13 protein-coding genes, 1 pseudogene and 1 other annotated feature are annotated in these 15,368 nt (G+C 42.5%); of the genes and pseudogenes, 12 read left to right on the forward strand and 2 right to left on the reverse strand.

Annotation, left to right across the window (positions count from 1 at the left end):
* Positions 1-23: 23 nt before the first annotated feature.
* From NYE56_RS05685 to NYE56_RS05700, 4 genes are all read left to right on the forward strand, one after another.
* A complete protein-coding gene (locus tag NYE56_RS05685) occupies positions 24-1,655 on the forward strand; it encodes a peptide-binding protein (protein WP_335449143.1) in 1,632 nt (543 codons plus the stop codon).
* Between the two features lie 75 nt (positions 1,656-1,730).
* Complete coding sequence (gene appB, locus NYE56_RS05690) at positions 1,731-2,681, forward strand: oligopeptide ABC transporter permease AppB (protein ID WP_003245828.1); 951 nt, start codon at positions 1,731-1,733, stop codon at positions 2,679-2,681.
* 16 nt (positions 2,682-2,697) lie between these two features.
* Positions 2,698-3,609, forward strand: coding sequence for an oligopeptide ABC transporter permease AppC (gene appC, locus NYE56_RS05695; RefSeq protein WP_003232961.1), 912 nt, complete (start codon positions 2,698-2,700; stop codon positions 3,607-3,609).
* 204 nt (positions 3,610-3,813) lie between these two features.
* A complete protein-coding gene (locus NYE56_RS05700; RefSeq protein ID WP_014663526.1) occupies positions 3,814-4,566 on the forward strand; it encodes a YjbA family protein in 753 nt (250 codons plus the stop codon).
* Positions 4,567-4,599: 33 nt separating this feature from the next.
* Here NYE56_RS05700 and trpS read toward each other — a convergent pair whose 3' ends face one another.
* Entirely contained in the window at positions 4,600-5,592 is a 993-nt protein-coding gene (trpS, locus tag NYE56_RS05705; protein WP_003245134.1) for a tryptophan--tRNA ligase, read from the reverse strand.
* A gap of 58 nt (positions 5,593-5,650) precedes the next feature.
* Positions 5,651-5,865: a binding site (T-box leader), on the reverse strand.
* 470 nt (positions 5,866-6,335) lie between these two features.
* Between trpS and oppA the strand changes: the two genes are divergently transcribed.
* From oppA to spx, 8 genes and pseudogenes are all read left to right on the forward strand, one after another.
* Positions 6,336-7,973, forward strand: coding sequence for an oligopeptide ABC transporter substrate-binding protein OppA (oppA, locus tag NYE56_RS05710; RefSeq protein WP_341283594.1), 1,638 nt, complete (start codon positions 6,336-6,338; stop codon positions 7,971-7,973).
* 107 nt (positions 7,974-8,080) lie between these two features.
* Complete coding sequence (oppB, locus tag NYE56_RS05715; protein WP_003245554.1) at positions 8,081-9,016, forward strand: oligopeptide ABC transporter permease OppB; 936 nt, start codon at positions 8,081-8,083, stop codon at positions 9,014-9,016.
* Positions 9,017-9,019: 3 nt separating this feature from the next.
* Positions 9,020-9,937, forward strand: coding sequence for an oligopeptide ABC transporter permease OppC (gene oppC / locus NYE56_RS05720; protein ID WP_003232954.1), 918 nt, complete (start codon positions 9,020-9,022; stop codon positions 9,935-9,937).
* Positions 9,938-9,941: 4 nt separating this feature from the next.
* Positions 9,942-11,018 carry an oligopeptide ABC transporter ATP-binding protein OppD gene (gene oppD / locus NYE56_RS05725; RefSeq protein WP_072173823.1) on the forward strand — a complete coding sequence of 359 codons (1,077 nt, stop codon included), beginning with the start codon at positions 9,942-9,944 and terminating at the stop codon, positions 11,016-11,018.
* 1 nt (position 11,019) lies between these two features.
* A complete protein-coding gene (gene oppF / locus NYE56_RS05730; protein ID WP_003245567.1) occupies positions 11,020-11,937 on the forward strand; it encodes an oligopeptide ABC transporter ATP-binding protein OppF in 918 nt (305 codons plus the stop codon).
* 106 nt (positions 11,938-12,043) lie between these two features.
* A pseudogene (locus tag NYE56_RS05735) lies at positions 12,044-13,261 on the forward strand (MFS transporter).
* Positions 13,262-13,424: 163 nt separating this feature from the next.
* Positions 13,425-14,003, forward strand: coding sequence for a GNAT family N-acetyltransferase (locus NYE56_RS05740; RefSeq protein WP_003224597.1), 579 nt, complete (start codon positions 13,425-13,427; stop codon positions 14,001-14,003).
* A gap of 180 nt (positions 14,004-14,183) precedes the next feature.
* Complete coding sequence (gene spx / locus NYE56_RS05745) at positions 14,184-14,579, forward strand: transcriptional regulator Spx (protein WP_014476435.1); 396 nt, start codon at positions 14,184-14,186, stop codon at positions 14,577-14,579.
* A gap of 42 nt (positions 14,580-14,621) precedes the next feature.
* On the opposite strand, the gene NYE56_RS05750 is transcribed toward spx, so the two are convergent.
* Complete coding sequence (locus NYE56_RS05750; protein WP_003232944.1) at positions 14,622-15,278, reverse strand: TerC family protein; 657 nt, start codon at positions 15,276-15,278, stop codon at positions 14,622-14,624.
* Between the last annotated feature and the right edge of the window lie 90 nt (positions 15,279-15,368).

Genomic DNA, 15,368 nt, shown 5'->3' on the forward strand with positions numbered 1-15,368 from the left:
CATTTCAAGAGGGGGAATATCTAATGAAAAGACGGAAAACCGCACTGATGATGCTAAGTGTATTGATGGTTCTGGCCATCTTTTTATCAGCCTGCTCGGGATCAAAATCGAGCAACAGCAGCGAGAAAAAATCCACAGGCAAACCGCAGCAAGGCGGGGATTTGGTTGTTGGTTCAATCGGAGAACCCACACTTTTTAACTCTCTGTATTCTACGGATGACGCAAGTACGGATATTGAAAATATGCTGTACAGCTTTTTAACGAAAACGGATGAAAAACTAAATGTGAAATTGTCACTCGCTGAAAGTATTAAAGAATTAGACGGCGGCCTTGCATATGATGTGAAAATTAAAAAAGGCGTTAAGTTTCATGACGGAAAAGAACTGACTGCAGACGACGTCGTATTTACGTACAGTGTCCCTTTAAGCAAAGATTACAAGGGAGAACGCGGTTCAACATATGAAATGCTGAAATCCGTAGAAAAAAAAGGCGATTACGAAGTCTTGTTTAAGCTGAAATATAAAGACGGTAATTTCTACAACAATGCGTTAGACAGCACAGCTATTCTGCCGAAACATATTCTCGGTAATGTTCCGATTGCCGATTTAGAAGAAAATGAGTTTAACAGAAAGAAACCAATCGGTTCAGGACCATTTAAGTTTAAGGAATGGAAACAGGGCCAATATATTAAGCTCGAAGCGAATGATGATTACTTTGAAGGAAGACCGTATTTAGATACTGTGACGTATAAAGTCATTCCTGACGCAAATGCTGCCGTTGCTCAGCTGCAGGCAGGCGATATTAATTTCTTTAATGTGCCCGCCACTGACTACAAAACGGCTGAAAAATTCAACAACCTAAAAATCGTTACTGATTTGGCATTAAGTTATGTGTACATCGGGTGGAATGAAAAAAATGAATTATTCAAGGATAAAAAGGTTCGTCAAGCGCTGACAACCGCTCTTGACCGCGAGTCAATCGTCAGCCAAGTATTAGATGGAGACGGCGAGGTAGCTTACATTCCGGAAAGCCCTTTATCTTGGAACTATCCTAAAGATATAGATGTTCCGAAATTTGAGTACAACGAGAAAAAAGCGAAACAGATGCTTGCAGAAGCCGGCTGGAAAGATACGAACGGTGACGGCATTCTGGATAAAGACGGAAAGAAATTCTCGTTTACCCTTAAAACGAACCAAGGAAACAAAGTCCGTGAAGACATCGCTGTCGTCGTTCAGGAACAGCTGAAAAAAATCGGCATTGAAGTGAAAACCCAGATCGTTGAATGGAGCGCTCTCGTTGAACAAATGAATCCTCCGAATTGGGATTTTGATGCAATGGTCATGGGATGGAGTTTATCCACATTCCCGGATCAATATGATATCTTCCATTCAAGCCAGATTAAAAAGGGTTTGAACTACGTTTGGTATAAAAATGCCGAAGCGGATAAACTCATGAAAGATGCAAAATCAATCAGTGACAGAAAGCAGTATTCAAAAGAATATGAGCAAATCTATCAAAAAATTGCGGAAGATCAGCCGTATACGTTCTTGTATTATCCTAACAACCATATGGCAATGCCGGAAAATCTTGAAGGATACAAATATCATCCGAAACGTGATTTGTATAATATTGAAAAATGGTGGCTTGCAAAATAAATTTCCCTTAAAGGGGAGGGAGAGCGTTTTCTCCCTCTTCTGTTTTTAATAAGGAAAGTAAAGGGGGACAAGTATATGGCTGCATATATTATCAGAAGAACCTTAATGTCTATCCCGATTTTATTGGGAATTACGATTTTATCATTTGTTATCATGAAAGCCGCGCCCGGAGATCCGATGACATTAATGATGGACCCGAAAATCAGCCAGGCTGACAGAGAGCAGTTTATTGAAAAATACGGTCTGAATGATCCTCAGTACGTTCAATATTTAAAGTGGCTAGGCAACATGGTGCAGGGTGATTTCGGAACGTCTATTGTCAGAAAAGGAACGCCTGTTTCAGAATTGATTATGGCAAGACTACCCAATACGCTCCTGCTGATGCTGGTTTCAACGATTTTGGCTCTTATGATTTCTATTCCGTTCGGTGTCCTGTCGGCAAAGCGGCCGTATTCAAAAATCGACTATGGCATTACATTTACCTCGTTTATAGGTCTGGCTATTCCAAACTTTTGGTTTGGATTAATTTTGATTATGGTGTTATCGGTAAATCTCGGCTGGTTTCCAACCGGGGGTGTCGAGACGCTGAATACCGAATTCAATATATTTGACCGGATTCATCATTTAATTCTGCCTGCATTCGTTCTAGCTACAGCTGACATGGCCGGACTGACGAGATACACGAGATCCAATATGCTTGATGTATTAAATCAAGATTATATTCGCACAGCGAGAGCAAAAGGATTTAAAGAGAACAGAGTGCTATTTAAACATGGATTAAGGAATGCATTATTACCCGTCATTACAATTTTCGGTTTGATGATTCCTTCATTTATCGGCGGATCTGTCGTTGTCGAACAAATTTTCACTTGGCCGGGATTAGGAAAGCTGTTTGTCGATTCAGCATTCCAGCGCGATTATCCGGTTATCATGGCAATGACTGTGATCTCGGCGGTTCTTGTCGTTGTCGGAAACCTCATTGCAGACATCCTTTACGCGATTGTTGATCCGCGGATCGAATATTAAAAGGAGGGAAACAGAGATGTCAGAGCTGCAAACAACTCCCTCGCCGGAGATCAGGCTGAAAGAAAATATTTCGAAAAAGCCAGAAACAATGACAAAGATTTTCTGGGAAAAATTCTCGAAAAACAAACTGGCCATTTTAGGTGCCGTTATTCTTTTTATCATTATTATGTCTGCTGTTTTCGCCCCTTTAATTGCACCTTATCCCCAAGAGCAGCAAAGCCTGCTTGATAAATATAAGGCGCCGGGCCTTGAACATCTGATGGGAACGGATAAATTTGGACGTGATATTTTCAGCCGGATCCTATATGGAGCGCGTGTCTCTTTATTGGTTGGATTTGCGTCCGTAGTCGGTTCGATTTTGATCGGAACGGTTTTAGGAGCATTAGCCGGATATTTCAGAGGAATAGTGGATGCTGTCATTATGCGTGTAGTTGACATTGTGTTATCCATTCCTGATATTTTCTTGTTGATCACGCTGGTCACCATCTTCAAGCCGGGTGTGGACAAACTGATTTTAATTTTCTGTCTCACAGGATGGACCACAACAGCACGATTAGTAAGGGGAGAATTCTTGTCGCTCCGTTCAAGGGAATATGTTCTTGCTGCTAAAACAATTGGAACAAAAACGCACAAAATTATTTTTTCTCATATCCTGCCCAATGCGTTAGGGCCGATTATCGTGTCAGCTACGCTGAAAGTAGGGTCTGTTATTCTAGCTGAATCGGCGCTAAGCTACTTGGGCTTTGGAATCCAGCCGCCAATCGCTAGCTGGGGGAACATGCTTCAAGACGCACAGAATTTCACAGTAATGATTCAAGCATGGTGGTACCCGTTATTTCCCGGGCTATTTATTTTAATGACCGTTTTATGCTTCAACTTTGTCGGTGATGGCCTGCGGGATGCGCTTGACCCGAAAAATATTAAATAAAAATGAATATCATATCTGTTATAAAATATCACCAAATCAGAAAAAAAGCAGATCTCCTTTTGTCAGAAAATATACAAAGAGATCTGCTTTTTGTGATTCTTGCATAAAACCAGTGATTCCAGATTTCCTCAATCTCTTGGAATAATTTCTCTATCCCTTGCCTATACTGTGGACAACAGTTTTTATAAAAGTGAGGGGTTAGAGATGTTATTTCTTCATGATGTGTGGGTCAATTGGTTTGAAGGGGAAGAAAATGGCTACAATGTATGCCACTTTCACGAATGGCGCAAGGAAGATACGGTTGAGCTTTTGGATCAGGTGCCGCTGTTAAGGGTGCCGTCAGTACTGTTTCATTACATAGAAAACGATTTGTCAGAGCTTCCGAAAGGTTTGCTTGAAGACGTACATCAGAAATCGTACATTCGGAAAAATCATGAGCGGACAAAGCTTGAGTATTGTTTTGTCGTAACAGATGGAATCGGCATTTTGGCTGTCGACACGATCGGCTACACGATCCCTGTCAGGAAAAGCCGTTTAATCCCAAGACAGGAGCAGCTCGTTTATGAAATGGTAAAAGATGTAGAGCCTGAAGCATATGAATTTGAGCCAAAGAAGCTGGAATCCTCCAAGGAATATCACATCTTATCATTAGCACCAGAACATGTCAGAGGACTGACGAGAAAAGAACGGCAAATCAAGCAGCTGATGTTTATGGCGCTTGACCAATTAAAAGGGCTGAAAAACCGGGCTGAAATCGGCTACTGGTACACAGAGTGGAATCCGCATATGTATGAACAAATCAAAAGGATGAGCTTTGAAGAGATTTGGGACATGCTGTATAACGAAACAATTGAAGGCTGGTCGGACAAGCACCTAGCTTTTTGCGAAAACCTAATAAAAGGACAGCCTTTTTTCGAAAAGTTATGGGAAATGGAAAACGAATCAAAGGTCAACTAAAAAAACCGCTCTTTGCAAAGAGCGGTTTTTTGATTAGCGTCTTTTTCTTCCAAGACCCATGGCATTCTCCATTTTTTTCAGCATTTTGTTTGCTGTCCGGTTCGCTCGTTCCGCGCCTTCATCAAGAATCCGGTCTAATTCTTCAGATTCTATCAGCTCGTAATAGCGGTCCTGGATCGGTTTTAATGCGTTCACCACGACTTCTGCCAAATCACCTTTAAACTCGCCGTAGCCTTTTCCTTCGTACTTTGCTTCAAGCTCTTCAATTGTCGTATTGCCGAGGATTGAATAAATTGTAAGAAGGTTTGAAACGCCCGGTTTGTTTTCCTTATCAAATTTCACAATGCCTTCAGAATCCGTTACAGCGCTTTTGATTTTCTTTTCAAGCTGCTTCGGCTCATCCAGCAATGTAATATAAGCTTTCTGATTCGGATCAGATTTGCTCATTTTCTTCAGCGGATCATTCAGAGACATGATACGTGCACCGACTTTTGGAATTTTCACTTCCGGAATCGTGAAGATGTCGTTGTATTTTTTGTTGAAGCGTTCTGCAAGATTCCGCGTCAGCTCAAGGTGCTGCTTTTGATCCTCACCGACAGGCACAAGATCCGTTCCGTACAGCAGAATATCAGCGGCCATTAGCGGCGGATATGTTAACAGGCCGGAGACGACAGCTTCATTGCCTTTGGATTTGTCCTTAAATTGAGTCATCCGCTCAAGCTCGCCGATATATGCGACACACTGCATCATCCATCCGGCCTGCGCATGCGCGGGGACCTCTGACTGAATAAACAATGTTGCTTTTTCTGGATCAAGTCCGACAGCTAAGTAAAGCGCCGCGAGATTGCGGATATTCTTTCTAAGCTCAAGCCGGTCTTGAGGAACAGTTATCGCATGCTGATCGACGATGCAAAAATAGCTGTTATAATCATGCTGCAGTTCGACAAACTGCTTCATTGCACCGATATAGTTGCCGAGCGTCACTGAGCCGCTTGGCTGAATGCCTGAAAAAATCGTTTGTTTCATGAAAACATCAACCTCATTTCTTAAAACATAATAAAAAAGGCTCATTCATCCCCTGTAAAAAAGGGACGAATGAACCGTGGTACCACCCTGATTATTCCATTAAAATGGAATCACTCTGACGTTTGTAACGGAGACTGCTCCGGCTGAGCCTACTTTTTTCCAGTTCGGTCAGCTGCTCCAAAGTCCATTCCACATTGCCCGTTATCTGCTCCCAGCACCGCAGACTCTCTTCAAACAGGTGAAATGTGTACTACTCTTTTTCATAGCAAGCTTTTCTTTTGATTGCTTCATTATAAATCAATTATAACCAATTGTCATCATGAAAAAACATTCTTTTTTCCAGTAAAATTGTAATAATATAAATAACACGAGTGCTGTAAAATCCTTAAATGATAACTGCTATCAGCGTAAAAACAGGCAGATATTATATGTAAAAAGCAATATGGGCAGAAAACACATGAAAAAGTTTTTAATCAATTTATGCTTTAAATGGTAGAAGGATATTATGTTCATGGAAGAAAAACTAACGAAGTTTAAATATTTTAAATTGATAAAATAATATTGCAATAAATTATTTGTTTCATTATAATGAACTTGTTCACTCTATTGTTACAGCTTTTTTACAAAAATAATCAGAAAAGACGGAACAGAATAAAAGTTGTGGAAACTCAGGTTCATTTGTCTGATATTTCTGAGGATTTAGCCGTAAGGAGCTGAAAATTATTATTAGGGGGTTTGCGAATATGAAAAAACGTTGGTCGATTGTCACGTTGATGCTCATTTTCACTCTCGTGCTGAGCGCGTGCGGCTTTGGCGGCAGCGGATCAAACGGTGAAGGGAAAAAGGACAGTAAAGGAAAGACGACACTTAACATTAATATTAAAACTGAGCCGTTCTCCTTACATCCGGGATTGGCAAATGATTCAGTATCAGGCGGTGTCATCCGTCAGACTTTTGAAGGATTGACACGTATCAATGCAGATGGTGAGCCTGAAGAAGGCATGGCTTCTAAAATTGAAACGAGCAAGGACGGAAAGACATATACATTTACCATTCGTGATGGTGTGAAATGGTCTAATGGAGACCCTGTAACAGCACAAGATTTTGAATATGCTTGGAAATGGGCGCTTGATCCTAATAACGAATCACAATACGCTTACCAGCTCTACTACATAAAAGGTGCTGAAGCGGCGAATACCGGCAAAGGCAGCCTAGATGATGTGGCAGTAAAAGCTGTGAATGACAAAACGCTGAAGGTTGAATTAAATAACCCGACTCCATATTTCACTGAATTAACTGCGTTCTATACGTATATGCCGATCAATAAGAAAATTGCAGAGAAAAATAAAAAGTGGAATACAAATGCCGGAGATGATTATGTATCAAACGGGCCGTTCAAAATGACGGCATGGAAACACAGCGGTTCTATTACTCTCGAAAAAAATGACCAGTATTGGGATAAAGACAAAGTCAAACTGAAGAAAATCGATATGGTTATGATCAACAATAACAATACGGAACTGAAAAAATTCCAAGCTGGCGAACTTGATTGGGCCGGTATGCCGCTCGGACAGCTTCCGACAGAATCTCTGCCGACCCTGAAAAAAGACGGTTCTTTACATGTTGAGCCGATTGCAGGTGTGTATTGGTACAAATTCAACACTGAAGCTAAGCCGTTAGACAACGTAAATATCCGTAAAGCTCTAACATATTCGATTGACCGTCAGTCGATTGTTAAAAACGTTACACAAGGAGAGCAAATCCCGGCAATGGCTGCAGTGCCGCCTACAATGAAGGGATTTGAGGATAACAAAGAAGGATACTTCAAAGACAATGATGTCAAAACAGCAAAAGAATACCTTGATAAAGGCCTAAAAGAAATTGGCTTAAGCAAGGCGTCTGATTTGCCAAAAATCAAATTGTCTTACAATACTGATGACGCACATGCGAAAATCGCTCAAGCAGTACAAGAAATGTGGAAGAAAAATTTAGGTGTTGATGTTGAGCTTGATAACTCAGAGTGGAATGTCTATATTGATAAGCTCCACAGCCAAGATTATCAAATCGGCCGTATGGGCTGGCTCGGCGACTTCAATGATCCTATCAACTTCCTTGAATTGTTCCGTGACAAAAACGGAGGAAATAACGATACAGGCTGGGAAAATCCAGAATTCAAAAAGCTTCTGAATCAGTCACAAACTGAAACAGATAAAACAAAACGTGCAGAGCTGCTGAAAAAAGCAGAAGGTATTTTCATTGATGAAATGCCGGTTGCCCCAATCTATTTCTATACTGATACTTGGGTACAGGATGAAAACCTAAAAGGTGTTATCATGCCAGGTACTGGTGAGGTTTATTTCAGAAACGCATATTTTAAATAAGGCTACGTCTGAAAATAAAAGACCTCAAGGTATATGGGGAGAAAAGCCCCATATACCTTTCTTACTGATGGAGTATAAAAATGTAAAAACCATGGAGGTGTTCCCCCTTGCTAAAATATATCGGAAGACGTTTAGTCTATATGATTATCACACTATTTGTGATTGTAACTGTGACATTCTTCTTAATGCAAGCAGCACCGGGCGGGCCATTTTCAGGTGAGAAAAAGCTTCCGCCTGAAATTGAAGCAAATTTAAATGCGCATTATGGCTTGGACAAGCCGCTGTTTGTACAATATGTCAGTTATTTGAAATCAGTTGCAATGTGGGATTTCGGACCGTCATTTAAATATAAAGGTCAGAGTGTTAACGACCTGATCAGTTCAGGTTTCCCCGTTTCATTTACTCTTGGAGCAGAAGCTATTCTCCTCGCTTTAGCGTTAGGTGTATTGTTTGGGGTCATTGCAGCCCTTTACCATAATAAGTGGCAGGATTATACCGTCGCGATTTTAACGATATTTGGTATTTCGGTTCCGAGCTTTATCATGGCGGCTGTTCTGCAATATGTGTTCTCCATGAAGCTTGGGCTGTTTCCGGTCGCGGGGTGGGATTCCTGGGCATACACCTTTTTGCCTTCAATCGCACTTGCTTCCATGCCGATGGCGTTTATTGCCAGACTTTCCCGTTCAAGCATGATCGAAGTGTTAAACAGTGATTATATCCGCACAGCGAAAGCGAAAGGGCTGTCCCGCCCAGCGGTTACAGTGCGGCACGCCATTCGAAACGCGCTTTTGCCGGTTGTTACATATATGGGCCCGATGGCCGCACAGGTCTTAACGGGGAGCTTCATTATTGAAACCATTTTTGGGATCCCGGGGCTTGGTGCACACTTCGTCAACAGTATTACAAACCGTGATTATACGGTCATTATGGGTGTAACGGTGTTCTTCAGTGTCATCCTGCTATTGTGTGTATTAATCGTAGATGTGTTATACGGCATTATTGATCCGAGAATCAAGCTTTCCAAAGCAAAGAAAGGAGCCTAGGCCATGCAGAACATTCCGAAAAACATGTTTGAACCAGCCGCAGCGAATGCCGGCGATGCAGAAAAAATAAGTAAAAAGAGCCTTTCCCTCTGGAAAGATGCGATGCTTCGCTTCCGCAGCAATAAGCTTGCAATGGTCGGGCTTATCATTATCGTACTTATTATCCTTATGGCTATTTTTGCGCCGATGTTCTCAAGGTATGATTATTCAACTACTAATCTCTTAAATGCGGATAAGCCGCCTTCAAAAGATCACTGGTTCGGAACAGATGATCTTGGACGGGACATTTTCGTCCGTACATGGGTAGGGGCGCGAATCTCAATCTTTATCGGTGTTGCAGCTGCTGTTCTCGATTTGCTGATCGGCGTCATTTGGGGGAGCATTTCAGGCTTCCGCGGAGGCAGAACGGACGAAATCATGATGCGTATCGCTGATATCCTTTGGGCAGTTCCTTCATTATTAATGGTTATCTTACTGATGGTTGTTCTTCCGAAAGGTCTATTTACGATTATTATTGCCATGACGATTACAGGCTGGATTAATATGGCCAGAATCGTGCGCGGACAAGTGCTGCAGCTGAAGAATCAGGAGTATGTGCTTGCTTCACAGACACTGGGTGCAAAAACATCCCGTCTTCTGTTTAAACATATCGTGCCAAACGCAATGGGTTCTATTTTGGTCACGATGACACTGACAGTTCCTACTGCGATTTTCACAGAAGCCTTTTTAAGCTATTTGGGACTTGGTGTTCCGGCTCCGCTGGCAAGCTGGGGAACGATGGCTTCTGACGGATTGCCTGCATTGACCTATTATCCGTGGCGTTTATTCTTCCCTGCCGGATTTATCTGCATTACAATGTTTGGCTTTAACGTTGTCGGCGACGGATTAAGAGACGCATTGGATCCTAAGTTACGTAAATAAGGGAGTGATACGGGTGACACGCCTATTAGAAGTAAAAGATTTAGCAATTTCATTTAAAACATATGGCGGAGAGGTCCAGGCGATCCGCGGAGTGAATTTCCATCTGGATAAAGGGGAGACGCTGGCCATTGTTGGAGAATCAGGTTCCGGAAAAAGTGTAACCTCTCAAGCGATTATGAAGCTGATTCCAATGCCTCCGGGTTATTTCAAACGCGGTGAGATCCTGTTTGAAGGAAAGGATCTGGTGCCGCTGTCCGAAAAAGAAATGCAAAATGTCCGGGGAAAAGAGATCGGCATGATATTCCAAGATCCGATGACCTCTTTAAATCCAACGATGAAGGTCGGTAAACAAATTACGGAAGTGCTTTTTAAACACGAAAAGATCTCGAAGGAAGCGGCTAAAAAACGCGCGGTTGAACTGCTGGAATTAGTCGGTATCCCAATGCCGGAAAAGCGGGTGAACCAATTTCCGCATGAATTTTCAGGCGGGATGAGACAGAGGGTTGTCATTGCCATGGCGCTTGCAGCGAATCCGAAACTTCTGATCGCCGATGAGCCGACAACTGCTCTTGATGTAACGATTCAAGCGCAAATTTTGGAATTAATGAAGGATTTGCAAAAGAAAATTGACACGTCCATCATCTTTATCACACACGATCTTGGTGTTGTGGCTAACGTTGCTGACCGGGTCGCTGTCATGTACGCGGGACAGATTGTAGAAACCGGTACGGTAGACGAAATCTTCTACGATCCGAGACATCCGTACACTTGGGGGCTTCTTGCATCCATGCCGACACTGGAAAGTTCAGGAGAGGAAGAGCTGACTGCAATTCCGGGCACGCCGCCTGATTTGACAAACCCGCCAAAAGGAGATGCTTTTGCCCTGCGGAGTCCTTACGCGATGAAAATCGATTTTGAACAGGAGCCGCCAATGTTTAAGGTATCCGATACTCATTATGTCAAATCGTGGCTGCTTCATCCTGACGCGCCAAAGGTAGAGCCGCCTGAAGCGGTAAAAGCGAAAATGCGTAAACTGGCAAACACGTTTGAAAAACCTGTCTTAGTGAGAGAAGGTGAATAAATTGACTGAAAAACTATTAGAAATCAAACATTTAAAACAGCACTTTGTCACGCCGAGAGGAACGGTTAAGGCTGTAGATGATTTATCATTTGATATCTATAAAGGTGAAACATTAGGGCTGGTTGGTGAATCTGGCTGCGGTAAATCGACAACAGGCCGTAGCATTATCCGGCTGTACGAAGCAACCGATGGTGAGGTGCTGTTTAACGGTGAAAATGTGCACGGGAGAAAATCGCGGAAAAAGCTGCTGGAATTCAACCGCAAAATGCAGATGATTTTCCAAGACCCCTATGCATCCCTGAATCCGAGAATGACAGTTGCTGATATTATTGCTGAAGGCCTTGATATTCATAAGCTGGCGAAAACGAAAAAAGAGCGGATGCAGAGGGTTCATGAACTATTGGAAACAGTTGGTTTAAACAAGGAACACGCGAATCGCTATCCGCATGAATTTTCCGGCGGCCAGCGCCAAAGAATCGGGATTGCCAGAGCGCTTGCTGTTGATCCGGAATTCATTATCGCGGATGAGCCGATTTCCGCTTTGGATGTATCCATTCAAGCGCAGGTCGTGAATTTAATGAAAGAACTGCAAAAAGAAAAAGGGCTCACATACCTGTTTATTGCCCACGATTTATCGATGGTCAAATACATCAGTGACCGCATTGGCGTCATGTATTTCGGGAAACTGGTTGAGCTTGCGCCGGCAGATGAGCTTTATGAAAATCCGCTTCACCCATATACAAAATCATTGCTTTCTGCGATTCCGCTTCCTGATCCGGACTATGAGAGAAATCGCGTCCGCCAGAAATATGATCCGTCCGTCCATCAATTAAAGGATGGGGAAACGATGGAATTCCGTGAAGTCAAACCGGGACATTTTGTGATGTGCACGGAAGCCGAATTTAAAGCTTTTTCATGATTCATCAATCCTTCAAGAGATTTCTCTTGAAGGATTTTTTTGCGTCCTCATAGAAAGTGAGAATGATAACATTTACAATTAGAGGAAAAAGCGGAGGCGAAATACGATCCAATTTCTGCATAACAAAAATGTTTTTGTGCTATTGCTGTCTCAATCTTTTCAATCTTTAGCAGGAGTCCTCGTCACAATCGTTTTAATGGTCCGGGTCTATCAAATGACTGACTCCGTTTTTTTGGCGGGCCTTATTTTATCGTTCATGTCGTTTGCGAGTATAGCAGCAAGCTTTTGCGTCTCTCCGGTGCTTCGCATTCTCGGTTTTAAAAAGGTGCTTGCGGGAGCGAATCTGCTGAGAGCGGTCTTTACAATACTGATGGCATACAGCGTCACTCATCACGGACAGGCATTCTTTTGGATTACGCTGCTGTTTGTGTTTTGTTTTTCCTTCGCGGGCGCTTTTTTTCAGCCGGCAAGATTTGCGCTGCTGCCGATTATTGTTCCAAAGAAGCAATATGTAAAAGCGAATGGTGTGATCTCCCTCTCGAATCAATTGTTCTTAACAGCAGGCTGGGGCCTTGGAGGCCTTCTGACGTACGCCGTCCCTTTTGAACTCGTTGTCGGCGCTGCCATTTGCCTGTTAGTTCTATCGGGAGCTTCCATCAGTGTGCTGCATGTAAATGAAGAAGAGGCTGTAGGAACTGCTGAAACAGCATCTGTCAGAAGTATATGAAAGGATTTAATGATCATCCCTATTGTAAGAGACATTACTGTAATGGACATGATAGAAGCTTTGGCGGGTTCCGTATGGTCATCTGCTATTCTCCTCGCATTTACTGCGGCTGTTTTGCATGAAACAGAGGTGTGGTGGGGGATGTTTAACGCTTCCTATTTTATAGGCGCAATTGTCGGCAGTGTGATTGCCATTCGTTTTTCTTCTTTTTTTGAGCGGAATATGGGTTATGCCATTATGTTCAGCTCGCTTGTAATGTCGGCGCTGACCCTTTTGTTTTCATTTTCTCCAGTCCCATTTGTATGCGCTCTGGCTTGTGCTGCAATGGGGCCTTTTTATCAGGTGCGTGATATTTGCCAGGAAACCATGCTGCAGGAGGTTATTCCCGAGCAGAAACGAATCGGAATCATGGCTGCAAAAAATGCGATTTTGACTCCTTGGTCAGGCGTCACCTACTCCATTATGGGGCTAGTGGCTGATGCTGCTGGTGCGAAAATAGCTTTTATCGCGGCTGCTGCATTATATATCATGACATTTCTGATTGCACTGGCGCAGCCCCGCCTGATTCATTACAGGCGGGAAAATCGAGTTCAATGAGAAACACTTCAAAATGAACGGAGCAGCTGGCTCCGTTTTGCTGAAAAAAAAATGAAACCATGGCGGAAGTTCGCACGTCTTTATAGATGTAAGGCTGTTTAAACAAGAAGAAATGGGGTATATCTAAAAGTATGAAGACAACGAACTCATAAGGAGCAAATCAATGAACTGGTATGAAAAGCTTAGCGAGTACTTTCCAATTGAAGAAATGAAATCAAAAGCGCATATGGAAGCTCTTCTGAAAGAGCGAAGCGATATTTATCATAAAGATGAAGGCAAACATCATATTTTAATGTTTGCGGAATTCGATTCTTTTATCTTCGTTGATTATCTGTATGTGTCTAAGGATGCAAGAGGGCAGGGGCTTGGCGGCAAATTGATCGCGAAGCTGAAAAAGAAAAATAAGCCCATATTGCTCGAGGTGGAACCTGTGGATGAAGATGATACTGATACAGAAAAACGCCTGAGGTTTTATCAAAGAGAGCATTTCAAGCATGCTCAGTCAATTGGGTACCGGCGCCGGTCATTGGCTACGAATGAAGTAAACAAGATGGAGATTCTGTACTGGTCACCAAAAACAGAATCCGAAGAAGAAATTCTTGAAGCCATGAAACAGACATATGAAAACATTCATACTTATAAAGACGAGAAATGGTACGGGGAATCGTACGAAAAAACGGATGAAGTCCTGAAACTCATTGATGAAGAAAAACAAAAAAATATTTTCGATCAGTTAAGCTAATTGAGAATTAGAACATATCATGGACATTAAAAATTTGCTGGATTGACACATTTTTTTCTTAGGATACTGTTCACACTTACTTTTTTATAGTATAATACCTGTAAAGATTCCTTTTTTAGAGTAATTTCAATTTAAGAATAAAATAGATGTTCATCCTACTAATTAGAGGAGTGAAGATGAATGGTTACACTATACACATCACCAAGCTGTACTTCATGCAGAAAGGCGAGAGCGTGGCTCGAGGAGCACGATATTCCATTTGTAGAAAGAAACATTTTCTCTGAACCTTTATCAATTGATGAAATAAAACAAATTCTTCGAATGACTGAGGATGGAACAGATGAAATCATCTCAACCCGTTCAAAAGTATTCCAAAAACTGAATGTGAACGTTGAATCTATGCCGTTGCAAGATTTGTACCGCTTGATCAACGAGCATCCAGGGTTGCTTCGCCGTCCGATCATCATTGACGAAAAACGTTTGCAGGTCGGATATAACGAAGACGAAATCAGACGTTTCCTGCCAAGAAAAGTTCGCTCTTTCCAATTAAGAGAAGCACAGCGTTTGGCAAACTAATAGATCGTATCATCAAAAGAAGGCTGAGTCATCAGCCTTCTTTTATTTTTCAACCTGCTGGTAATAAATGCTCGCAAGGATGACAAACGCAACCGTCAAAATGGGGAGGAGCGTTTCAACTGTGCCGTGCTGCGCCATAAAAAGAGACAGCTTTTTGTCTCTGACAATCATTTCTCCGCCAGTATAAGCAAGCAGCCCGCTTCCCGCGTAAATCAGAAGCGGTATTTTCTCTAGTGCAATATGGATGAGTTTGCTGCCCCAAATAATAACCGGAACCGATACACACAAACCTATAACAACGAGAGAAAACTCACCGTGTGAAGCTCCCGCAACTGCGATGACGTTGTCCAGGGACATAAAGAGATCTGCAAGCACAATCGTTCGTATCGCTCTCCACAGGGAGGTGCTGCTTTTAATGTGCTTCGTGTCTTTTTTTTCAATCAGCAGCTGATATCCTAAATACAGCAGGAAAATTCCGCCGGCGCACTGCAAGAACGGAATGTTCAAAAGATATACAGCTGCACTTGTTAATCCGATTCTCATGGCAACGGCAATAAATGTTCCGAGAATAATGGCCTGCTGTCTTTGCTTGTCCGGCAAATGTCTGCTGGCCATGGCAATAACAACCGCATTATCTCCGCCGAGGATCAGGTCAATCCCAACAATGACAAGCAGAGAAATCAGATAGTCATGCTCCATGAAGCGGCACCTCGCTTTCAGTTCTTCGCTTGTACTACTACTATATGAGACAGGTCGTATTTTATGATATCAGCCGCCTGAACTGCCATT

Source organism: Bacillus sp. FSL R5-0603, from assembly GCF_038050295.1.
Lineage (GTDB): Bacteria > Bacillota > Bacilli > Bacillales > Bacillaceae > Bacillus > Bacillus subtilis.